Below are 21,269 nucleotides of genomic sequence, written 5' to 3'. Positions count from 1 at the left end.
CTACGCTGCCGACCCATGAATGCCAAGCAAACTGACAAGCGGACCGAGCAGACCGGGCGGACCGGACCGTCGGAGGCATCGGCGCCCAGGACACCCGGCCGGGCGGGTGCGGAGATCGCGGTGGTGACCGGCGCCGGCTCCGGAGTCGGCCGCGCGGTCGCCCTGGAACTGCTGAGCGCGGGCTGGTCGGTCGCGCTGGCGGGCCGCCGCCCGCACCGGCTGGAGGAGACCGCGGCGCTCGCACCCGAGGGGGCCGCCCCCCTGACGGTGCGCACGGACGTGTCCCGGCCGCAGGAGGTGACCGCGCTGTTCGCGGCGACCGTGGAGCGGTTCGGTCGGGTGGACCTGCTGTTCAACAACGCGGGGACGTTCGGCCCGGGCGGGGTCCCGGTGGAGGATCTGCCGTTCGAGGCCTGGCGGCACGTGGTCGACACCAATCTGCACGGGGCGTTCCTGTGCGCGCAGGCGGCGTACCGGCAGATGAAGGCGCAGGATCCGCAGGGCGGCCGGATCATCAACAACGGCTCGATCTCGGCGCACGCCCCGCGCCCGCGCTCGGCCGCGTACACCGCCACCAAGCACGCGCTGACCGGACTGACCAAGGCGCTGTCGCTGGACGGCCGGCCGTACCGCATCGCGGTGGGGCAGATCGACATCGGCAACGCGGCGACGGACATGACGCAGGCGATGCAGACCGGCGCGTTGCAGGCGAACGGCGAGGTGGCGCCGGAGCCGGTGATGGACGTCGCCGATGTGGCGCGCACTGTACGGCACATGGCGGAGCTGCCGCTGGAGGCGAACGTGCAGTTCGCCACGGTGCTGGCGACGAGCATGCCGTACGTGGGGCGCGGCTGAAGGATCACCCGGATTTCATGTGAACTCTCAACCTACACAAACGGAGTTTGACCGTCCGCCCCATCGCCGCCGGTAGAGGGCATATGCTCAACTCTCCTCCACAGGAACTTCACACTTGGAGCGCTGAGCTTCCGTAGGCCAAACCGAGGGGGGAGGCGGCGGCTGTTCCACGGCACCGGATGGGGGTGGACCTCGCGCGGGACCGCGAGGTGCGCACCGGGACCGTGGAACGGCTGCCGCACAGCCGGCCTGGGGGTCAACGAGCCCGCGGCCCTCAGCGGCCGAGGATCCGGTCGATCTCCGCGGACTGCCCGGCGGTCAGCGGACCCCGGTCCATCGCCCCCGCGTTCTCCTCGGCCTGCCGCACCGTACGGAAACCCGGAATCGGAACCGTGCGCGGGCTGCGTGCCCAGATCCAGGCGAGGGCACCCTGCGCGAGGGTACGGCCGCCGCTGGTCAGGACCTCCTTCAGGGCGTCGACCCGGCCCAGCCACTCCGGGTCGGCTCCGGCACCCGCGGTGAACCCGGGCAGCCACGCGGGCGGGTTGCTGCGGATGTCTCCCGCGGCGAGGGGCCGGCCGGCGGGCCGCCTGCCCGTCAGCAGCCCCATCGCCAGCGGGCTGCGGTTGATGCCGGCCAGGCCCGCCCGCTCACACAACGCGAGCATCTCGGGGGCGTCCTGGAGCACGTTGAGGCGGTGCTGCACGGCGGCGCAGTGCTCCCCCGCCGCGAACACGGCGGCCCGCTCGGGATCGTCGGTGCTCCACGCGTACGCCCGGATCAGGCCCTCCGACACGAACTCCTCGCAGGCGTCGCGGAGTTCGGCCGCCCGCACGGGGTCCGCGTCGGACAGGTGGAGCTGGTAGAGGTCGACGTGGTCGGTGCCGAGACGGCGCAGGGAGGCGGTCAGGGCGCGCCGGGCGTACGCCGGGGAGTCGTCGCTGCCGGTGAGCGTACGGGTGTCCTCGTCGAAGACATTGCCCCACTTGGTGGCGACGACCACGTCGTCCCGGCGTTTGCCGAGCGCCCGCCCGAGGACGCGTTCGCTGTGACCGGCGCCGTAGGTGTCGGCGGTGTCGAAGAACGTGACGCCGAGGTCGAGCGCCCGCCGGATCGCCCGTACCGACTCCTCGTCGTCGACCTTGCCCCAGCCCAGCGGTTGCCCGTCGGCGTCCTGCCACTCACCGCCGACGGCCCAGCAGCCGAAGCCGAGGGCGATGATCCGCATGCCGCTGTTCCCGAGTGTCCTGGTGGTTTCCGTGGTCTCCATGGCGGTGACGCTAGGGGTTGGAGAACACTCCAGGTCAAGGGGTTGCGCGGGGGTGGGGGCGGGAATCAGGGCGCGGGCCGCGTCGGGGTCGGAATGCGCGCCCGTGTCGGTGCGGGTGTGGGGGACGGTGCCGAGCCCGCACGGGTGTGGGTGAGGGTTACGCGGCCGTACGGGCGTGGGTGAGGGTTACGCGGCCGTACGGGCGTGGGTGCCGGTGCCGGTGCCGGTGCCGGTCACGCCTGCCCGGTCTCGAAGCGGGAGATCCGTCCGTCGTCCTCGACGACGAAGCTCCACCGGGTGCGCATCTCGCCCCAGGTGTCGTTGCTGTAGCGGGCGATGAGGGCGCGGCCGTCCTTCGACTCGTTGTCGACCTCCATGTGGCCGTGGGTGGAGAAGATCTCCCGGTCGATCCACTCGGCGAGCTCGCGGTCGGCGCCGTCGTCGGACATGGTCGCGCCCGGCGCGAGGAGGGTCATGAAGCCCTCCCGGTCGTGGGCGTTCACGGCGGTGACGAAGGCGCGAACGGCCGGGTTGCTCAGCTTGGCTGTCTGAATCGTCATGCCAGCCAGGCTCACACCGCGGGCCGGGGCCCGCCACCCGAACGGCCGCCCGGGAGGGCCGGGCGGGTGGCGGAGATGCGACGGTGGGACGGGAGACCAGCCCGAACCGAGCGCGTACCACCCGCGAACCACCCGCGAACCCGCTGGAAACGTGCCACCGCCATCGTCTGCCCCGGGAGTCAACGTGAACTGCTACGACCGACGTGATCTGGGCCTGCTGCTGCTCCGGCTGGGCATCGGCGGCGTACTGGCCGCGCACGGCGCGCAGAAACTCTTCGGCTGGTTCGGCGGGGGCGGGATCGCCGGGACCGGCCAGTTCATGGAGTCGGTGGGCTACAAGCCCGGCAACGCGAGCGCGCTGGCGTCGGGCCTCGCGGAGTGCGGCGGCGGCACCCTGCTGGCGCTGGGACTGGCCACACCGGCGGCGGGCGCGGCGGCGGCGGCCGGGATGACGGGCGCGGCGGCGGTGCACGCCCCGAACGGCTTCTTCAACACGGAAGGCGGCCTGGAGTACCCCCTGGCCCTCGGCCTGACCGCGGCCGGCATCGCCGTCACCGGCCCCGGCCGCCTCTCCCTGGACCACGCCCTCGGCCACAGGTTCAACCGCGACTGGATGGTCCCGGCGGCACTCGCCGCGGCGGCGGCGGGTGCGTCGGCGGCCGTCTGCCTGCGCGCGAAGCGGCTGCGGCAGGCGTCAGGGGGCGAGCAGGAGGCTCTGTTCGAGAAGTGAGCGCGGGGTGAGCTGGCCGATCTCGCGGGGTGACCGCGGGGCGGGCGAGGCGACTTCGCGCGGTGACCGCGTGGCAGGCTGCGGGTCATGAGTGATGCGACGAGTGATCACCGGGTAACGCCCACGGACCGGCCCCCGACCCCGGCGTCCACCCCGGTACCGGCCCTCGACCCGTGGACCGCCATCGACGACCTGTGGCAGTGGCTGGACGCGAACCGTGCGCACGGCGGCCGGGAAGGCCTGCTGCTGCGCATGCTGAAGCTGACGGAGGAGGTCGGCGAGGTCGCCCAGGCGGTGATCGGCGCGACCGGCCAGAACCCGCGCAAGGGCACGACCCACACGTGGGACGACGTCCAGTCGGAGCTGTGCGACGTGGTCATCACGGCACTGGTGGCGCTGCGCACGCTGACACCGGACGCGCGGGAGGTGTTCACGGAGCACCTGGGACGGGTACGGGAGCGCTCGGTCGGGGCGCCGGCCGCTCGTACGCCGGGCCCCTGAACCGCCCCGGCGCACCCGCTGGTGCTGACGACAGCACCATGTCGCCCGGCGTTGCCGGGCCGGACGTGACGGAGCCCGGGAGTCGTATCCAGCTCCCGGGCCCCTGGGGATGCCACCCAATTGCGCACGCCGGCGGCGTTTAAGAGGACGGATCAGTCATCAGGCCGTCGTGTTCTTCCTTTGAACTACCGCACCGTGCAAGAGGTGCAGGCGAGAGTCGAACTCGCATCCGACGGCGTTCGTCCGTCCCCGGTCGATCCGGCGATCGGCGGCGATGCTGAGACTGGAGCGAGAGTCTGAGATTGACCGCGGCTGCCTCTGCCGTGTTGGGCTACCCCGGCCCGTGGTGGTGCTGTGCCGGGGGAAGGACTCGAACCTTCACTGTCACCGCTTCTTCAGGCTGAACTTCAGTGTCAGCTTGCGCTCATCACGCGAACCGGTCCTCATCCCGGCCCGCGCCTGTTGCGCACCCCCGCGCTCGCACGCGGGGGCGATCTGGGGATGCCACCTGCGGCCGGCCTCAGCCGAACAGGTAGCCGAACACCGCGTCGCCGACCCGCTGGTCGGTGACCTCGGTGGCATTGGCCTCCTCGCGGGCGAACTTCACGGCCTGCTGGAGCTTCTCGACCCGCTCCACCAACTCGTTGACCCGCCGCGCCGGAAGCGCGCCGGAGAACTTCACGGTCGTCCAGTACCCGATGGGCACGTCCTCGTAGTACACCTCGACCTGCGCCGGGTGCTTCTCGGTCGCCTCCGCCTTGACGTGGTTGCGGGGCACCTTCTTCGTACGGATCGTGCGGACCGGGTCCGTCTTCCACCAGTCCGTGGACGGGTCGTGGGACCAGGACTCGGCGGCGTCGAGCGTCGGGAGCTTCTTGACGAAGGTGTGCAGATCGGTGAGCTGCTTCTCCAGGAACAGCAGGTAACTCACCGGAACGTCGGCGACGACGGTACGCCCGTCGACCGTGACGTCCGCGCGGGCCGCGCAGTTCGCCCAGTCCTTGGTGGCGGTCACGTCGAACAGCCGGGTGAGCGACGCGGACATCTCCCGCAGCACGTCCTCGGCCTGCACCTGTACCCGAGTGGACTCGGGCGGCAACTGCTCGCCCTCCTCGTCCTTCGGCTGGTACGAACGCGAGATACCGGCCAGCAACGCGGGCTTCTGCACCTTGTGGTGCGCCGCGGTGATGTCCTGGAGCGACTTGCTCTTGACACCCTTTTCGACAGCGATGATCTGATTCAACTTCGCCACTTGGTCCCCCTTCGAACAGGCAGGACGCTACTCCAGCCACTCGAACGCACGCACGCGATTTACGATGCGCCTTCCGCGGTCCAGCACGTACCCGCACAAAGGAACTGCCCCGCGCCGAATACGACCGCTTGGCCGCCGCCGGTCTCACCCTGGAAGCCCGCTCGTGGACGGCGAGAACCACACCTCCGTCCTCACCCCGCACCTGAGCCAATGCCCCCGCCTCCCCACCTGACAACTCGCCCCAGAGACAGGAGCCCACGGACCATGAGCAACCCGCAGGACCCGCAGCAGCCCGATCAACTGCCCCCGGACTACGAGCTCGACGCATGGCGTGCTGTGCAGCAGTTCAAGGGGCCGCCCCCTGTCACGGGCGATGAGCAAGGCCGGTGAGCAAGTAGCCAACGGCGTCTCGGAACTCGGCAAGCGTGCCGCGAAGCAACTGGAGAACCACCCCCGGACGAAGTGGGCACTTTCGCGTGGACAGGAATTCGTCGCCAAGGGCGCCCACAAGGTCGGCGCCGGGGCGCGCAGGGCCGCCGACTCCCTCCTGGACTGGAGCGGCACCGCCGCCCAGTCCATACGGCAGACGGTGGGGCGGGCCTCGAGAGCGGGTCTCTCCTCCAAACACGTGGTGGCGCTCCATCAGAAGCGCGGACATGAGTCTCGTCGCTGCTCGACCTGCACCGCCTCGACCTTCAGCAGATCGACGCCGTCCGTGGACGGACGGCGAGCGTGTACTACCCCGCCGCCGCAGCACTCTCAGGAGCGGGTGCGGGGCTGGTCATCTCCGGAGGACAGCTCGCCATCGCCGCCTCCGCCGGTGCCGCGGCGGCATCTTCGGGAGGTGCGATCGCGGGCGCTTTCCTCGCCGATACCGCGGTCGTTCTCGGACTTGCGTCCCGCGCCGTCCGTCAGGTCTCGCTGTTCTACGAATACGACCCCGAAGGGCCCGCCGAGAAGCTCTTCGTGATGTCCGTCGTCAACATCGGGACGGCTGGCTCGGCCACTGCCAAGAACGCCGCTTCCCAGCAGTTCGCGAAGGCGTTCGGCTTTCGCCTCACCAAGAAGGGACTCGGCAAGGCCGTACCCGCATTCGGGATCGTCGTGGGAGGCACCCTCAACTGGACGACTCTGGAGGGGATCGTCGACGCTGCCGAGATGGCGTACCGGCGGCGGTTCCTCCTGGAGAAGTACCCGCATCTCGCTGACGAGATGGCAGCCGGATCGTTCCCAGACACCAACCCGGACGGCCCGGATGTCCCGGAAGAAGCCGACGAGGAGATCAGCCTGCTCGACGAGATAGCCGAGGTGGGCGGACCCCACCTCCACAGACCCGTTGTCCCGGCGGCGAACGCGACCGCCGGGACGGGGCGGCTCAGGCCCCCGCCGCGAATCCCACGAACCACGACCACTCCTCACGCCCGACAGCGAAGTGCGGGCGCATCACGTCCTTGGAGTCCCGTACGTGGATGGCCTGTTCGGTGATGGCGACCTCAATGCAGCTGTCTCCTTGGCTCCCGCTGTAGCTGGACTTGAACCAAGCGAGTTCCGTCGTGCTCATAGCTCTCCTCGCAGTCGCTCCAGCAAGCCCAGCGATTCTCCAGGGTTCAGGGCCTGCGAGCGCAGTTTGTCATAGCGCTGTTGGAGGAGGCTCACTTCTTTCACGTCAGCGATCAGCCGACCGTTCTGCTGCCCTTCGGAGTACGCGAACCGCCGCCCGTCCGGCGTTTCCAAGAGCTGCAACGGCCCATCCAGACACGCATGCAACCCCGCCTCAAACGGCACGATCTGAAGCGTCACGTTCCGCAGTGCGGCGTGCTCCAACACATGGTCGTACAGCTCCCGCATCTGCTCGGCGTCTCCGAACCGCCGCCGGAGCACATGCTCCTCAACAATGAAGCTGAACGGCACCGTCGTCTTGTCGTAGAGCATCCGCTGCCGCTTCATCCGTACGTCGAGCAGGCTCTCCAACCCCTCGTCGGTTACCAGCGGAATGGTGCCGTCGAACACAGCCCGCGCATATCCCTCCGACTGCAACAACCCCGGCACCAGCCTGCACTCATAGGTACACAGACTCACCGCCACCTTCTCCAGCCGAGCCCACCGCCGGAACCAGGCCGCCAGCCCCGCCTCCCCCCGCGTCAGATGCCGCGCCGCTTTCCGTAACGCGCCCGTGCTCCCCGTGGCGTCCTCCGCTCGTTCCACGAACGACTCGTCCGGCATCCGTCGCCCCAACTCCACGGACTCCACCGTGTGCTTGGAGAACCGCACCAATTCCCCGAACTCCGCCCGGCTCAAGCCCGCATGCTCCCGCAGAGCCTGGACGACCGCGCCGAAAGTCCGCAGGCTGTCGGAGGGGTCGGGCTCCCGCAGCACTTCGCAGCCCGTCAGGTAGTCGACGCCGTCACTCTCACCGACACCGTTCGTCATACGCGGCCACCTCCTGGTACGTACGCGCGCTGCTCCCCGCGGTCGACTTACCCAGCGTGACGGCAAGATCGCGTCCAGTCCACCGATCGTGTCCGTACGCTGACACAGCGTACGGACCGCGCTCCAGCGCCCTTTCGTACACGGGTGTTTCTAAACATGCCGTTAGTCGACCTACATGTAGCAGCGTTTGCTGCTTGGGATGTCATGGGCATTCTGTATGGGTCTGATCGTCGGCATGGGTTGCAGCCTTTGGGGGGCCGATGGCACGAGGGGACGTCCGGGCGGAAAATGGCACCACGGGATCGGTCGCGGACCTCGTCGCCAGGTTCGGCGAGGAGGTCAGGGCCAAGCTGCAAGGCCCCGCAGGGGCGGTCAGCAGCAAAGAGGACAGCCTCACCGCGCCGGTGGAGCAACTGCTGCGCGGGATGGCCTGGCGGCAACGCCTCAAGCTCATCGCCCACGGTCAGAGCCGGGTCAAGAGACTCAGGATTCGGCCTGACTTCGCCATCAGTTGCCGCGGCAGGACCATAGGGCACGTCGAGCTGAAGCAGCCGGGTAGGGGGGCCGATCCGGAGAAGTGGGCTGTGAAGAGCCATGACCGGAAGCAGTGGGAGAAGATCAAGGCCCTCCACAACGTGCTGTACACCGATGGATATGAGTGGGCGGTCTACCGCTTCGGCGTGCAAGTCGGCCCCACCGGACTCCTCGTCGGAGATCTGGAGTCCGGTGGTCGGCAACTCCTCGTCGCGGACGACGGGTTCGAGCGCGCCCTCACGCACTTCTTCACGCCGGCGCCCCTCACCCATGGCAGCATCGACGAACTGGTCAGGCGCATCGCGGGAATCTGCGCCCTGCTGCGCGACGAGGTCACCGAACGGCTCATCCGCGAGGAACACGGGGAAGCTGACGCGGCGTTCTCGATCCTGGCCGGGAACTGGAAGGACCTGCTGTTTCCCGACGCCCGTCCGGCGGAGTTCGCGGACCATTACAGCCAAACGCTGACATTCGCAATCCTGCTGGCCCGCCTCGAGCGCATCGATCTGCACAAGCTCTCCCTCCCCGATGTCGCAAGCCGATTGGGCAAACGGCACTCCCTGATGGGCAAGGCTCTGGCGGTACTGACGGACGACGCCCTCGACGATCTGCGGGGAATCATCGACACGCTGATCGATGTCATATCGGCCGTCGACCCCGACATGTTCAAGGACGAGACCGGAGACGCCTACCTCCACCTCTACGAGGGCTTTCTGAGCGCCTACGACCCGGAACTGCGACGGCGGACGGGGACGTACTACACACCTGGCGAGGTCGTCCGCTTCATGGTCGGGTTCACCGACAAAGTGCTGCGTGACCGGCTCGGCCAGGAGGACGGGTACGGAAGTCAGGACGTCACCGTGGTCGACCCGGCCATGGGTACCGGGACCTTCCTCATCAACATCATCGACCACGTCGCCCAGACCCTGTCGTTGAAGTACGGCAAGACACTCAAGTCCGGACTCCTCCGGGAACTCTCCAGCCGCCTGGTCGGCCTGGAGAAGCAGACCGGGCCGTACGCGGTGGCCGAACTCCGTGTGCAGCACGCCTTCCAGTCCCATGATGCCGATGTCACGAGTCGCCCGCCGAGGCTTCTCGTGGCGGACACACTCGACGATCCCGCCGTCGAGCACCACCTGGGTCTGATGTACGAGGCGATCGCCCGCCACCGCCGTATGGCGAACAAGATCAAGGCGGACGAGAAGGTCATGGTGGTGATCGGCAATCCGCCCTACCTGCGGGGTGCGAGACAGGCAGGCGTCGGTCGCTGGGTCACCGATGGCAACCCGAACGAACAGGGCCCGATCCTCGCCCGCTTCCATCCCGAGGACAACGGGCGCGTCGGGTACGCTCTCGACAACCTCTATGTCTACTTCTGGGCGTGGTCCACCTGGAAGGTCTTCGATCAGGTAACGGCTTCGGGCACACCGAAGGCCCCCAGTGGGGTCGTCGCCCTCATCACCAACTCCGGATACCTGGACAGTGAGGGCGCGGCTGGCATGCGCCACTACCTGCGCGAGGCCGCCGACGAGGGCTGGGTCATCGGTCTCTCGCCCGAAGGCCCTTACTCCGACACGCGCACCCGTGTCTTTCAGGGCGTCAAGCGCGAGGTCTGTATCGCCGTGTTCGTCCGCCGGGGCGTCCCGAACGTGACGAACCCGGCGCGGATATGGCGGCTCGACGTGCCAGCGGGTATGCGCGAGGAGAAGTTCGACTGGCTGGAAGGGCTCGGCGTCGAGGGCCACCGGAACGGGACCTCCTGGCAGCTCTGCCCCACACAGTGGACCGCGCCTTTTCACGTCACGTCCGACTCCGAGTGGTCGGCCATGCCATCGGTGGACGCCCTGCTGCCCTGGACGAGCTCCGGCAACAAGAACAACCGCAGTTGGCCCGTCTCACCCAGCCGGGACGTTCTCGAACGGCGCTGGCGCAGGCTCGTCCAGGCACCGACGGCGGATAAGGCAACACTCCTGAAGACCACCAGAGACCGCCGCCCTGAGAAGCCGGAACCGCCCCTGCCCGGCCAGCAGGAAAGAGAAAGCCTCGCTGCGGAGAAGGAGACGGTGCCAGTCATCGTTCCCTACGGCCGGATGACCTTCGATCGGCAGTTCATCATCGCGGACAGGCGAGTGATCGACTTTCCGCGACCGGCCCTGTGGTTCGCCCACAACGACCGGCGCCAGATCTACCTCTCCGAGCTTCACACAGAGTCGGCTCGCCCTGGCCCAGCGGTGGGGTTCACCGCCCTCCTGCCCGACATGCACCACTTCAAAGGCACCGAAGGCGGCCGCGTCGCCCCCCTCTACCGCCACCCTCACCAGGCGGAACCGAACGTGACACCCGGCCTGCTGCAACTGCTCACCAAGACGCACGGCGTGACGGTCACTGCCGAAGACCTCTTCGCGTACATCGCGGGTGTAGCTGGCCACAGCAGCTACACCCGCCGTTTCGCCACGAACCTGGCCGAGCGCGGTGCCCGTATTCCTCTGACGCGCGACCCGGCGTTGTGGGCGGAGGTGGTGGAGGTGGGCAGGCGCACAGTGTGGATCCACACGTACGGCCAGCGCTTCGCCTCTCACCACCATGACAGTCCACCTGGATCGACCCCGAGGCTCCCCCCGGCAGAGCGACCCGAATGCGTCATCGCGATCGGAGAGGACGAGAGGCTGCCGGAGGACATCTCCTACGACGCGACAACGCGAACCCTCTCAGTGGGCTCCGGCTCCATACGTCCAGTGGCGCCTGAAGTCTGGGACTACCGGATCGGCGGGGTGCAGGTGATCCGCAAATGGTTCGGCTTCCGCAAGCGGAAGCCGGACGTGGAACGGCAGACCCCGTTGAACGACATCCTGCCTCCGACCTGGCCTTCCCGGTGGACCCTTGACCTGCTGGACCTCATCAACGCGCTCGGGCTCCTCGTAGCCCTCGAACCCCGCCAGGCCAGGCTCTTGGACGCCGTGAGCAGCGGCTCTCTCATCACCACCGACGACCTCCGCGGCAAGGGCATCCTGCCCGTGCCTGCCCACGCGACCAAGGAGCCGAAACCACCACGGAAGTCTCGGCGCTCTCCTGGGCCTGGTCAGGAGACCCTCGACATCCCGAACTGACACGCGCTCAGCGTGAGAGGTCGGCATCCCCGTACATCCAACGGAATGCACCCGTACGATGACGCACTGTACGAACTCAAGTCATGGATTGTGCCCTCGCGCGCCCGGCACCGTGGTTTCCATGAGCGCAACCACGCCCCAGGTTCCCGTCGTCCGGCGGACGTTCACGCAGTTGCTGTCCTCAACCCGTCGAGGCGCCCGCCTCGCCCGGCTGCTCGCCGCGGAGCAGTGCCGTACATGGGAGGTGGCACCGACCATCACCGAACGCGTCGTGCAGATCGTCGCCGAACTCGCCGCCAACGCCGCTCTGCACGGCAGGGTGCAAGGCCGCGACTTCCGCCTCGCCCTCACCTTCAACACCACCGCCGACACCCTCCGCGTAGCGGTCAGCGACGCACGTGGCGACCATCTCCCGGTGCCCGTGGCGACGGCCCGACCGGACGAAGCCGAGTCGGGCCGCGGCCTCCTGCTCGTCACCACTCTCGCCGACCGCTGGGGCACCGAGCCCTACCCGCCCGCGGGCAAGACCGTCTGGGCGGAGGTGAGTCACCAGCGTTCTGAGTTGCCGAACGCCACTGGTGCAACTGTGCAGTTGGCGAGCATTCAGTTCTACTCACTGATCGGCGTGCCACGCGATACGGCCCCCTGGAAGACCGGCTGTGGTGGGCCACTCGGCTAACTGACGCAACCGACCGTCACCCGTTCCAGACGATGTTGCAGTTGTAGACGCACTCGTGTCGGGGTACGGCGAGGAACTGGATGAAGCCGCGTGCGCCGAAGATCGGGAAGTTTCTCAGCCCGCCGGGTTTGTCCTCGGGTCTGCTCCCTGCCGTCTAGGCGTCGCGGCCCAGCGCGGCGAGTTCGCTGGCGATGCGTTCCACCTCTGCGACAACACCGACAGGTAGCCCGGCGGTCAAGTACTCCTCGCTCGGGTTGTAGTCCCACTTCCAGCCGGTCACAGTCCCGCCTCGGGCTCTACGTAGATCTGCCCTATCTCGGTGATGGCATCCGTCGGATCCTCCACCCCGCCACTCACCACGTCCTCCAGGCGACGCAGGCGAGCGGCTCGTGAGGGGTGGCGCTGGATCGCGACGAACACGCCCCATGTGTGGACGAAGGTCCGCAGCGGCGCAAGGAAGTGGGCCCGCTGAGCGTTCGTCGTCGTGTCGACGAGATCACGGACGAACGCCGGCACGCGGCTCGCCGTGAGCTCTTCGACGGCGGCACGCAGGGCGTGGGGGGCAGGGCGGGCATGGCCACGGGATGAGCGGCTCACCGGGCTGCGGCTGCGCGTGCAGTGCGGTCACGGTCGTGCTCCCGGTTCGATGGTGGGCGTTTGCTGCGTTCCGGACGGTACGCGCACCGCGCCGACTCGACGGCCGGATCAACGCAAGGACGTGAGCCGATCACGTCCGGTAGGAGCGCTCGTTGAGGACAACCGGCTCGACACGGACGCGCACGGAACCCGCAATGTCCCGCCTGGTGACGAAAAAACGCCTCTGACCTGCGGAAACCATAAGCGGCAGACGAGTCGGGCTGTACGCCGGGTTCTGTTCCGGAGGGTTCTTGCGAACCCTCCGGCGACGGCCATCCATCTAGGGCCGGTGTTGCCACCGGCCTCGTGCGGTCTACCCGCGGACTCGGGCGGGCAGCCCTCGAACGTCCGCGCAGGGACACCGGGGTGTCCCCTCTTGACCTTGCTCCGGGTGGGGTTTACCTAGCTGCCCAGGTCGCCCTGGGCACTGGTGGTCTCTTACACCACCGTTTCACCCTTACCCAGCGCCTGAGCGCCGGGCGGTCTGCTTTCTGTGGCACTGTCCCGCGGGTCACCCCGGGTGGCCGTTAGCCATCACCCTGCCCTGTGGAGCCCGGACGTTCCTCGGGAAGCCCCCTCAAGGGGACTCCACGCGGCCGTCCGCCCGGCTCGTCTGCCGTGTCGACCATGGTACCGGGCGGGACGGGCGCCGCGGGCCGGCGGCGGCCGTGGCCAGGACCGAGCCCGCCAGGATCAGCGCGAAGGCGACCGCGATCGAGGCGGTCAGGGCCTCGTCCAGGAACAGCGCGCCGGCCGCCACCGCGACCGCCGGATTGACGTACGTGATGACGGTGGCCCGGGTCGGACCCGCTTCCTTGATCAGTTCCATGAAGGCGACGAAGGCGACGGCGGTGCAGACGACGCCGAGGGCTGCGAGGGCGATCAGGGCCTCGGTGGACGGTGTCCGGGCGGGCCAGGAGGCCGCGGCGGCGGGCGCGTAGACCAGGGCGGCCAGCGCCAGGCACGGGGCGGTCAGGTGCAGGGTGGGGACGTCCTTCAGGTGGCGGGCGGCGATGAGGGGGGCGATCGCGTAGCCCAGCACGGTCAGCATCACCTCGCCCAGCGAGCGGGCGTCGCCGCCGGTCAGGTGGGGTGCGGCGAGGACGGTGACGCCGGTGAGGCCGAGGACGAGGCCGGTGACGCGCCGGGCGCCGAGGTGTTCGGCGGCGCCGAAGAACCGGGCCAGGGCGACGCCGACGATCGGGACGCCCGCGATCAGCAGGCCCGCCGTGGAGCTGGAGAGATGGCGCTCGGCGTCGGTGAGGGTCCACCAGGGGCCGATGATCTCGATGCACGCGAAGGCCAGCATCGGCTTCCAGCGCGTCCGGACGGTCCTCGCCAGGCCCGGTTGCCGTAGCGCGAAGGGGAGCAGCAGGGCCGCGCCCAGGGCGCAGCGGGTGAACACGACCATGGACGGGGACACCTCGTCCACCGCCACCTTGATCATCAGATAGGGAATGCCCCAGACGACTCCCAGCAGGGAGAACAGGAGCCAGCCGCGTGCAGTCATGCGGGGAGTGTCGGCCGGGTCAGCGGCTGCTGTCTTGAACGCTGTTGCGGTACGCGGCCGGGGTCACCGCCAGCACCCGCCGGAACCACCGGGTGAGGTGCGCCTGGTCGGCGAAGCCGACGAGCCCGGCGACCTCGGCCGGACGCAGCCCCGACTGCAGCAGCGTCCGGGCCCGGTTCACGCGGTACTGGGCCAGCCAGGCGTACGGCGGTATCCCCATCGTCGTGCGGAAGGCCCGCAGGAGCTGGTACCGGGACAGGCCCAGTTCGGCGGCCAGGTCGGCCAGGGAGGGCGGTGCGAGGAGTTCGTCGGCCAGGCGGTCGCGTACGGCGTGCGCGATGTGCCCGGCGCCGGGGACGGTGTCGTCGGCCGCGCGGGCCGTGGAGTGGCGGCGGGCCAGGGCCGTCAGCAGCCAGGGGATCCGGGACTCGGTCTCCAGCGGGTCGGGGCAGGAGCTGAGGTCGGTGTGGGCCAGGCGCAGGGCGGTGGCCAGCTCGGGGTCGTCGAGGACCGGTTCGCGAAAGTGCGGCGGGGCGGAGCCGAGGAGGCCGTCGGTGAGGAGGGCGGTCCCGGCGTACAGGGCGCGGTAGGCGTAGCCGTCGGCGGCGGCCGGGCCGCCGGTGTGCATCTCGCCGGGCTCCAGGACGACGAGGGTGCCGGGGCCGGCGTGGATGTGGCCGCCCCGGTAGGCGATCACCTCGGCACCGCCGACGCAGACCCCGACGGTGAACTCCTCGTGCGCGTGCGGCGCGTACACATGGCGGTCGAACCGCGCGGTCAGCAGGTCGAGCGGCGGCCCGCACCGGCCGAGCCGTGCCCTCGTCCACCGGGCCTGTTCCCGTGCACTCACCTTCACCACCCCCGCGGGTGCAACACCGGGCGGGCCCGATTGCATACCGCGGGCGGTCGCACCCGCGGCGCGACCCGGTCATCTCGGACTCTCCGTCCCTGCGCGCCAGGGCCGCGAACCCGCCCGGCTTGACCCTGCCGCAACGTCAACGTCTCTACTGAAGTCATGCGGATCGGAGAACTCGCCGCGGCCGTCGGTGTCACGACACGGGCCGTGCGGCACTACCACCACCAGGGGCTGCTGCCCGAACCGGAGCGACGGGCCAACGGGTACCGGGACTACACGCTCCGCCATGCCGTCGTACTGGCCCGGATCCGGCGGCTGACGGAGCTGGGGCTCGGGCTCGCCGAGGTCCGGGACGTACTCGCGGAGGACGCGGGCCGCGACCTGGCCGAGGTGCTGGAGGAACTGGACGCGGACCTGGCCCGGCAGGAGGCCGCGATCCGGGAGCGGCGGGCCCGGCTGCGAGGACTGCTCGACGCGGAGGGGCTGCCCGCCGAGGGGCCCGTCTCACCCGAGCTGGCCGAGCTGTTCGCCGGGATGGGGCAGGACTCCAGCTCCCCCATGGCCGCCAAGGACCGCGAGATCTTCACGCTGCTGGACACCGCGGCCTCCCCCGAGGATCGCGAGCGGATGCTGGGCGCGCTGCGCGGGGCGCTGGACAGCCCGGAGGCGGTGGCGCGGGCGCACGAGATGTACGCGCTGCTCGACGGGCTCGCGGACGCCGCCCCGGACGACCCGCGGGTGGCAAAGGCGGCGCGGGCCCTGGCCGACTGCATGCCCCGTGACCTGGTCCCCACGGAGCCGATCGACCACGGCCACAGCTTCCTGCGCGCCGTCTACGCGGACCTGGCCCCGGCCCAGGCGGAGGCGATCCGCCGGGCCATGCGGATCGTGGGGGAGGAGCAGGGATGAGGACGGTACTCCGGCTGCTGCGGCACGAGCTGCGGCTGTTCGTGAGCCTGGTGCTGTGGGCCGCGCGGCGGACCCACGGGACGGGCCGTGGGCGCGCCTTCGGCTACGCGCGCGGGCAGGGTGCGGTGATGTTCGGCTTCGCGTTCGTGTGCGTCGTCGAGACGGTGGTGATGTCCGTGCTGCTGCACCGGTGGCCGGCCGTGCACCAGGTGGTGCTGGTCCTCGACGTGTACACCGTGGTGATCGTCGTGGGGCTGCACGCGGCCTCCGTGGTCCGCCCGCACGTCCTGGAGCCCGGCGCGCTGCGGATCCGCTACGCCGCCCATGTGGACCTGCGGATACCGCTGGAGCGGATCGCGACGGTCCGGCGTGAGCTGCGCACCACCCACGAGAAGGCCGACGGCGTCCTCGACGTGATCGTCACCGGGCACACGACGGTCACGCTGGAGCTGGCCGAACCGATCACCCATGTCGGCTTCTTCGGCCGACGCCGGGAGGTGGGTGTCGTCCGGGTCCACGCCGACGACGCGGACGCCTTCGTGGCGGCGGTCACGCGGGCGCGCCCCGCTCCCGTGCCGCCGCTCGCGGATCGGACGGGCCTGCGGGCCTGACCGGTCTCCCGGTGGGCGGGGCGGCACGCCGTACCCTGGCGACGGGTTCTATCGAAGGAGTTCGCGTGCTGGTCCTGCTGCCGCCCTCGGAGGGGAAGGCCTCCTCCGGCCGGGGTGCCCCGCTGAAGCTGGAGTCGCTGTCGCTTCCGGAGCTGACCGGAGCCCGCGAGGCGGTGCTCGCCGAACTGGTCGAGCTGTGCGCCGGGGACGAGGGCAAGGCCCGCGAGGTGCTGGGGCTGAGCGAGGGGCTGCGCGGCGAGGTCGCGAAGAACACCGAGCTGCGCACCGCGGGGGTGCGGCCCGCCGGGGAGATCTACACGGGTGTGCTGTACGACGCCCTGGACCTGGCCTCCCTCGACCCGGCCGCGAAGCGGCGGGCCACCCGCTCCCTGCTGGTCTTCTCGGGCTTGTGGGGCGCCGTGCGCGTCACCGACCGGATCCCCTCCTACCGCTGCTCGATGGGTGTGCGGCTGCCGGCGCTCGGGGCGCTGGGCGCGCACTGGCGGGCGCCGATGGCGGACGCGATGGCCGAGGCGGCCGGCGGCGGGCTGGTCCTGGACCTGCGGTCGAGCGCGTACGCGGCGGCGTGGAAACCGAAGGGCGAGACCGCCGGGCGGACGGCGACCGTACGGGTGCTGCACGCGCCGACCCGGAAGGTGGTCAGCCACTTCAACAAGGCGACGAAGGGGCGGATCGTCCGCAGCCTGCTGTCGTCCGGGGCGGCGCCGAAGGGCCCGGCCGAGCTGGTCGAGGCCCTGCGGGACCTGGGGTACGAGGTGGAGGCCCAGGCGCCGGCGCGGTCGGGCACGGCGTGGGCGCTGGACGTACTGGTCGACGAGATCCACTGAGCGGAGGGCCGGACCACCCGGCCCATCCCCGTCGCCCCCCGTCGCCCCTGCCCCGTCGCCCCTCCCCCGTCGCCCCTCCCCCGTTCCCCTTGCCGGGTTCCCTCCCGCGGTTCCCCTTCCCATCGCCCGTTGCAGGGTGCGCAACGCTCATTGCGCACCCTGCATGCCGCGGGCACCATGACGGTCATGACCGACTCTGTTCTCGACCTTGCCCCCGTCGTCCCCGTGGTCGTCGTCCAGGACGTCGCGGACGCCGTGCCGCTGGCCCGTGCGCTGGTCGCCGGGGGGCTGCCGGCGATCGAGGTGACCCTGCGGACGCCGGCCGCGCCGGAGGCGATCCGGGCGATCGCCGACCAGGTGCCGGACGCGGTGGTCGGGGCGGGAACCGTCATCACGCCCGCCCAGGTGACGGAGTCGGTGGCCGCGGGCGCGCGCTTCCTGGTGAGTCCCGGCTGGACCGACGCGCTGCTGGAGGCGATGCGGGCCTGCGGGCTGCCGTTCCTGCCGGGGGTGTCGACCACGTCGGAGGTGGTGGCGCTGCTGGAGCGCGGGGTGCGGGAGATGAAGTTCTTCCCCGCGCAGGCCGCGGGCGGCACGGCGTATCTGAGGTCGCTCGCCGGGCCGCTGCCGCAGGCGCGGTTCTGCCCCACCGGCGGGATCGGGCTCGGTTCGGCACCGGAGTATCTGGCGCTGCCCAACGTCGGCTGTGTGGGAGGCAGTTGGATGGTGCCGCCGGACGCGGTGGCGGCCGGGGACTGGGGCCGGATCGAGGAACTGGCCCGTGAGGCGGCCGGGCTCAGCGCAGATGGGACGTGTCGTTGAGGAGCCGGACGCTGGCGTTGCCGTCGGCGTAGTACGCCACCGCCGACAGGGAGGCGGCCGACAGTTCCATCCGGAACAGGGACTCGGGCGGGGCGCCCAGCGCCAGTCGCACGAAGGTCTTGATCGGGGTGACGTGCGTGACCAGCAGCACCGTACGGCCCGCGTACGCCGCGACCAGCTTGTCCCGCGTGGCGGCGATCCGGGTGGCGGTCGCCGCGAAACTCTCGCCGCCGCCGGTCGGTTCGGCCTCCGGCGAGGCAAGCCACGCGTTCAGGTCGTCGGGGTGGCGCTCGCGCGCCTCGGCGAAGGTGAGCCCTTCCCAGGCCCCGAAGTCGGTCTCCCGCAGCCCTTCCTCGATGCTCACCTCGAGACCGAGGCGGGCGGCGACGACACCGGCGGTCTCACGGGTCCGGGCGAGGGGTGAGGCCACGATCGCCTGGATCGTCCCGCGTGCGGCCAGCGCCTCGGCGACCCGTGCGGCCTGCTCCCGGCCGGCGTCGGACAGGGAGGGGTCGGTGCCGCCGCTGCCCGAGAAGCGCTTCTGGGGGGTCAGCGGGGTCTCGCCGTGCCGGAGCAGGACGAAGGTGGCGGGAGCGCCGAGATCAGCGGCGGCACCCCAGCCGACGCCGGGCGTCGCGACGGTACGCGCGGCACGCAGATCGGCCTCGGCCTTCGCACGGCCGGCGTCCGAAGCGCCCGCGGCGACAGCGCCGGAACCGGCGACAGCGTCCGAACCGTCACCGGCACCGGCGGACGAGGCGGCAGCGCTCTCGGCAGCCGGCCGGGCGTCAGCACCCGCACCGGCGGACCGGACCGCAGCACCGGACGTGCCCGCAGCACCACGCGTGCCCGCACCGGCGGACCCCGCCCCGCGTTCCTGCTCCGGGGCACGGTCCGCGAGGGCCGCGCGGACGCGGGCCGCGCCCGCCGCGGCGTCGCCGGGCGGGCCGGACGGCTCGGGGGCGGCGGCCGGCGGGGTCGCCGAGGGGGTCCACTGCTCGCCCCGGGCCCCGGCGTCCATCGCCTCGTTGGCGAGGCGGTCCGCCTGCTTGTTCCGCTCCCGCGGAATCCACTCGTACGTCACGCGGCCGGGCGGGAAGATCCGGGCCGCCTCGGCCGCCAGCGGCTTCAGGTCCGGGTGCTTGATCTTCCAGCGGCCCGACATCTGCTCGACGACGAGCTTGGAGTCCATCCGCACATGCACCCCGGCGGCGGGGTCGAGGGCGTGGGCGGCGCGCAGGCCGGCCACCAGGCCGCGGTACTCGGCGACGTTGTTGGTCGCGGTGCCGAGGTATTCAGCGGTCCGCGCCAGCGTCTGCCCGGTGGGGCCGTCGAGCACCACGGCGCCGTAGCCCGCGGGGCCCGGGTTGCCCCGGGATCCGCCGTCCGCCTCGACGATGAACTCCCGCACGCCGTCCGCCCCTTACAGGCCAGACTCGGACGTGCGCACCAGGATGCGGCGGCAGTTCTCGCAGCGCACCACGGTGTCGGGGGCGGCCTTGCGGATCTCACTGAGCTCGGTGATCGCCAGCTCCTGGCGGCAACCCTGGCAGGTGCGCTGGTAGAGCTTGGCCGCGCCGATGCCGCCCTGCTGCCCGCGCAGCTTGTCGTAGAGCTTGAGCAGGTCCGCGGGGACGGAAGCGGCGACGACCTCGCGCTCCTTGGTCACGGAAGCCGTCTCGCCGTCGATCTCCTCGAAGGCGGCGTCCCGGCGGGCGGTGGAGTCGTCGGTCTTCGACTGGACGGAGCCGACCCGCTCGGACAGCTCGGAGACCCGCTCCTGCGCGGACTCCCGGCGCTCCATGACCTCCAGGACGACGTCCTCCAGGTCGCCCTGCCGCTTGGCGAGGGAGGCGATCTCGCGCTGGAGGTTCTCCAGGTCCTTCGGGGAGGTGACGGCGCCGGAGTCGAGGCGCTGCTGGTCGCGGGCGGCACGCTGGCGGACCTGGTCGACGTCCTGCTCGGCCTTGGTCTGCTCGCGGGCGCAGTCGCTCTCCTCGGTCTGCGCGGCCACGAGCAGGTCGCGCAGCTGGGTGAGGTCCCGGGTCAGCGACTCGATCTCGGCGTGCTCGGGCAGCGACTTCCGCCGGTGCGCCAACTGCTGGAGGCGGACGTCTAGGCCCTGGACGTCGAGGAGTCGGATCTGGTCGGCGGGCGCGGCGTTCAGTTGGGGGCTCCTGCTGTCGAATCGGGTGAGGCCGCGTGGGCGGTCCAGGGGTCGGTGACCGCCGTGGAGACGTGGACGCGCAGGTCCCAGCCGTGGCGGTCGGAGATCTCGTCGAGCTGGGCGGCGGCCAGCTGGCACCAGGGCCATTCGGTGGCCCAGTGTGCCGCGTCGAGCAGCGCGAGGGGACGGTGGGTGCCGGCGATGAACTCGGACGCCGGGTGGTGGCGCAGGTCCGCGGTGAGGAACGCGTCGACACCGGCCGGGAGCAGATGGTCGAAGAGGCTGTCGCCGGAGCCGCCGCTGACGGCGACCCGGCGGACGAGCGCCTCGGGGTCGCCGGCCAGCCGGATGCCCTGGGTGGTGGCGGGCAGGCGTTCGGCGGCGCGGGCCGCGAACTCGCGGGCGGTGACGGGGTGGTCGAGCTCGCAGATCCGCCCGAGGCCGCGGCGGCCGTCGGGGTCGCTCGTGTCCGGCACCAGGGGTCCGAGGATCCGCAGGTCGAGGGCGCCGGCGAGGGCGTCGCTGACTCCGGGGTCGGCGGTGTCGGCGTTGGTGTGGGCGACGTGCAGCGCGATGTCGTTCTTGATGAGGGTGTGCACGAGGCGGCCCTTGAAGTGGCTCGCCGCGACCGTCGTCGTACCGCGCAGGTAGAGCGGGTGGTGGGTGACCAGCAGGTCGGCGCCCAGTTTCACCGCCTCGTCGACGGTCTCCCGCACCGGGTCGACGGCGAACAGGACCCGGGTGACCTCCTGGTAGGGGTCGCCCACGACGGTGCCGACCGCGTCCCAGGCCTCGGCCCGCTCGGCGGGCCACAGGTTCTCCAGCGCGAAGACGACTTCAGACAGACGGGGCACGAGGAACAGGCTACCTGGCTGTTCGGCGCGCCCGCACCGATACCGCCACCGGTGCCCCGTACAGCACAGTCGTCCCCGTTCCCTCAGGTGAACCGCGATCCGGCCACCCTTACGTGTGAAGCGGTCTCCGGCGGGTCC

General features: G+C 70.8%; 21 protein-coding genes, 1 other RNA gene and 2 pseudogenes. 11 read left to right on the top strand and 13 right to left on the bottom strand.

All coding sequences use genetic code 11. The features are described 5' to 3' along the window. Window positions 1–15: 15 nt before the first annotated feature. Entirely contained in the window at window positions 16–855 is an 840-nt protein-coding gene (locus DN051_RS26995; RefSeq protein WP_112439661.1) for an SDR family oxidoreductase, read from the top strand. Between the two features lie 274 nt (window positions 856–1,129). Here DN051_RS26995 and DN051_RS26990 read toward each other — a convergent pair whose 3' ends face one another. Further along, window positions 1,130–2,125: an aldo/keto reductase gene (locus DN051_RS26990; protein ID WP_112439660.1), complete on the bottom strand. Its 996-nt coding sequence runs from the start codon at window positions 2,123–2,125 to the stop codon at window positions 1,130–1,132. Window positions 2,126–2,358: 233 nt separating this feature from the next. Beyond that, entirely contained in the window at window positions 2,359–2,685 is a 327-nt protein-coding gene (locus DN051_RS26985; RefSeq protein ID WP_053763877.1) for a hypothetical protein, read from the bottom strand. 184 nt (window positions 2,686–2,869) lie between these two features. On the opposite strand from DN051_RS26985, the gene DN051_RS26980 reads away from it, so the two are divergent. Together DN051_RS26980 and DN051_RS26975 are read left to right on the top strand one after the other, a co-directional pair. Further along, window positions 2,870–3,415, top strand: coding sequence for a DoxX family protein (locus tag DN051_RS26980; RefSeq protein ID WP_112439659.1), 546 nt, complete (start codon window positions 2,870–2,872; stop codon window positions 3,413–3,415). Window positions 3,416–3,502: 87 nt separating this feature from the next. Next, window positions 3,503–3,916, top strand: a complete 414-nt coding sequence (locus tag DN051_RS26975; protein ID WP_199314687.1) for a MazG-like family protein — start codon at window positions 3,503–3,505, stop codon at window positions 3,914–3,916. 520 nt (window positions 3,917–4,436) lie between these two features. On the opposite strand, the gene DN051_RS26970 is transcribed toward DN051_RS26975, so the two are convergent. After that, window positions 4,437–5,168, bottom strand: coding sequence for a DUF7873 family protein (locus DN051_RS26970; protein WP_053763874.1), 732 nt, complete (start codon window positions 5,166–5,168; stop codon window positions 4,437–4,439). 264 nt (window positions 5,169–5,432) lie between these two features. Between DN051_RS26970 and DN051_RS47310 the strand changes: the two genes are divergently transcribed. Further along, a complete protein-coding gene (locus DN051_RS47310) occupies window positions 5,433–5,558 on the top strand; it encodes a hypothetical protein (protein ID WP_281289031.1) in 126 nt (41 codons plus the stop codon). A gap of 579 nt (window positions 5,559–6,137) precedes the next feature. Then, window positions 6,138–6,290, top strand: a pseudogene (locus DN051_RS46640) (EcsC family protein); the annotation flags it as partial. Between the two features lie 253 nt (window positions 6,291–6,543). Here DN051_RS46640 and DN051_RS46635 read toward each other — a convergent pair. Together DN051_RS46635 and DN051_RS26955 are read right to left on the bottom strand one after the other, a co-directional pair. Beyond that, window positions 6,544–6,729 (bottom strand): DUF397 domain-containing protein, encoded by a 186-nt coding sequence (locus DN051_RS46635; protein WP_112439658.1) that lies wholly within the window; start codon window positions 6,727–6,729, stop codon window positions 6,544–6,546. Continuing rightward, a complete protein-coding gene (locus DN051_RS26955; RefSeq protein WP_112439657.1) occupies window positions 6,726–7,598 on the bottom strand; it encodes a helix-turn-helix domain-containing protein in 873 nt (290 codons plus the stop codon). The genes DN051_RS46635 and DN051_RS26955 overlap by 4 nt, the downstream gene beginning before the upstream one ends. A 260-nt stretch (window positions 7,599–7,858) precedes the next feature. On the opposite strand from DN051_RS26955, the gene DN051_RS26950 reads away from it, so the two are divergent. After that, window positions 7,859–11,239, top strand: a complete 3,381-nt coding sequence (locus DN051_RS26950) for a type ISP restriction/modification enzyme (protein ID WP_112439656.1) — start codon at window positions 7,859–7,861, stop codon at window positions 11,237–11,239. A 121-nt stretch (window positions 11,240–11,360) separates the two neighbouring features. Continuing rightward, the gene (locus DN051_RS26945) at window positions 11,361–11,918 is read left to right on the top strand and encodes an ATP-binding protein (RefSeq protein WP_112439655.1); all 558 of its coding nucleotides are present in this window, start codon (window positions 11,361–11,363) and stop codon (window positions 11,916–11,918) included. Between the two features lie 154 nt (window positions 11,919–12,072). Here the strand turns inward: DN051_RS26945 and DN051_RS47305 are convergent, their stop codons facing one another. From DN051_RS47305 to DN051_RS26915, 5 genes and pseudogenes are all read right to left on the bottom strand, one after another. Then, window positions 12,073–12,198: a hypothetical protein gene (locus DN051_RS47305; RefSeq protein WP_281289030.1), complete on the bottom strand. Its 126-nt coding sequence runs from the start codon at window positions 12,196–12,198 to the stop codon at window positions 12,073–12,075. Beyond that, window positions 12,195–12,434: a hypothetical protein gene (locus DN051_RS26935; RefSeq protein ID WP_246040667.1), complete on the bottom strand. Its 240-nt coding sequence runs from the start codon at window positions 12,432–12,434 to the stop codon at window positions 12,195–12,197. The genes DN051_RS47305 and DN051_RS26935 overlap by 4 nt, the downstream gene beginning before the upstream one ends. 328 nt (window positions 12,435–12,762) lie before the next feature. Next, window positions 12,763–13,166: RNase P RNA component class A (rnpB, locus tag DN051_RS26930), an RNA gene on the bottom strand. Window positions 13,167–13,284: 118 nt separating this feature from the next. Next, window positions 13,285–14,001, bottom strand: a pseudogene (locus tag DN051_RS47825) (DMT family transporter); the annotation flags it as partial. An 82-nt stretch (window positions 14,002–14,083) separates the two neighbouring features. Continuing rightward, on the bottom strand, window positions 14,084–14,959 hold the full coding sequence (locus DN051_RS26915) for a helix-turn-helix domain-containing protein (protein ID WP_053758526.1): 876 nt from the start codon (window positions 14,957–14,959) through the stop codon (window positions 14,084–14,086). A gap of 120 nt (window positions 14,960–15,079) precedes the next feature. Here DN051_RS26915 and DN051_RS26910 point away from each other — a divergent pair, with 120 nt between their 5' ends. The 4 genes from DN051_RS26910 (at window position 15,080) to eda (ending at window position 18,110) form a co-directional block, all read left to right on the top strand. After that, a complete protein-coding gene (locus DN051_RS26910) occupies window positions 15,080–15,829 on the top strand; it encodes a MerR family transcriptional regulator (protein WP_053758527.1) in 750 nt (249 codons plus the stop codon). Continuing rightward, window positions 15,826–16,440 (top strand): hypothetical protein, encoded by a 615-nt coding sequence (locus DN051_RS26905; protein WP_112439654.1) that lies wholly within the window; start codon window positions 15,826–15,828, stop codon window positions 16,438–16,440. Before DN051_RS26910 ends, DN051_RS26905 begins: the two co-directional genes overlap by 4 nt. Before the next feature lie 65 nt (window positions 16,441–16,505). Then, on the top strand, window positions 16,506–17,288 hold the full coding sequence (gene yaaA / locus DN051_RS26900) for a peroxide stress protein YaaA (protein ID WP_053758529.1): 783 nt from the start codon (window positions 16,506–16,508) through the stop codon (window positions 17,286–17,288). A 186-nt stretch (window positions 17,289–17,474) separates the two neighbouring features. Next, on the top strand, window positions 17,475–18,110 hold the full coding sequence (gene eda / locus DN051_RS26895; protein ID WP_112442461.1) for a bifunctional 4-hydroxy-2-oxoglutarate aldolase/2-dehydro-3-deoxy-phosphogluconate aldolase: 636 nt from the start codon (window positions 17,475–17,477) through the stop codon (window positions 18,108–18,110). Here the strand turns inward: eda and DN051_RS26890 are convergent. The 3 genes from DN051_RS26890 to DN051_RS26880 are packed head-to-tail and all read right to left on the bottom strand — an operon-like array spanning window position 18,085 to window position 21,131. Next, the gene (locus tag DN051_RS26890) at window positions 18,085–19,521 is read right to left on the bottom strand and encodes a bifunctional RNase H/acid phosphatase (RefSeq protein ID WP_112439653.1); all 1,437 of its coding nucleotides are present in this window, start codon (window positions 19,519–19,521) and stop codon (window positions 18,085–18,087) included. The two genes, eda and DN051_RS26890, sit on opposite strands and share 26 nt — an antisense overlap. Before the next feature lie 12 nt (window positions 19,522–19,533). Further along, complete coding sequence (locus DN051_RS26885) at window positions 19,534–20,277, bottom strand: zinc ribbon domain-containing protein (protein WP_053758625.1); 744 nt, start codon at window positions 20,275–20,277, stop codon at window positions 19,534–19,536. Further along, window positions 20,274–21,131 (bottom strand): Nif3-like dinuclear metal center hexameric protein, encoded by an 858-nt coding sequence (locus tag DN051_RS26880; RefSeq protein WP_053758531.1) that lies wholly within the window; start codon window positions 21,129–21,131, stop codon window positions 20,274–20,276. The genes DN051_RS26885 and DN051_RS26880 overlap by 4 nt, the downstream gene beginning before the upstream one ends. Window positions 21,132–21,269 lie beyond the last annotated feature (138 nt).

This window comes from Streptomyces cadmiisoli (assembly GCF_003261055.1).
In the GTDB taxonomy this organism is placed as follows: Bacteria; Actinomycetota; Actinomycetes; order Streptomycetales; family Streptomycetaceae; genus Streptomyces; species Streptomyces cadmiisoli.
Note: the sequence above shows the minus strand (reverse complement) of the source record. Positions and strands in the feature narration are given on the sequence as shown.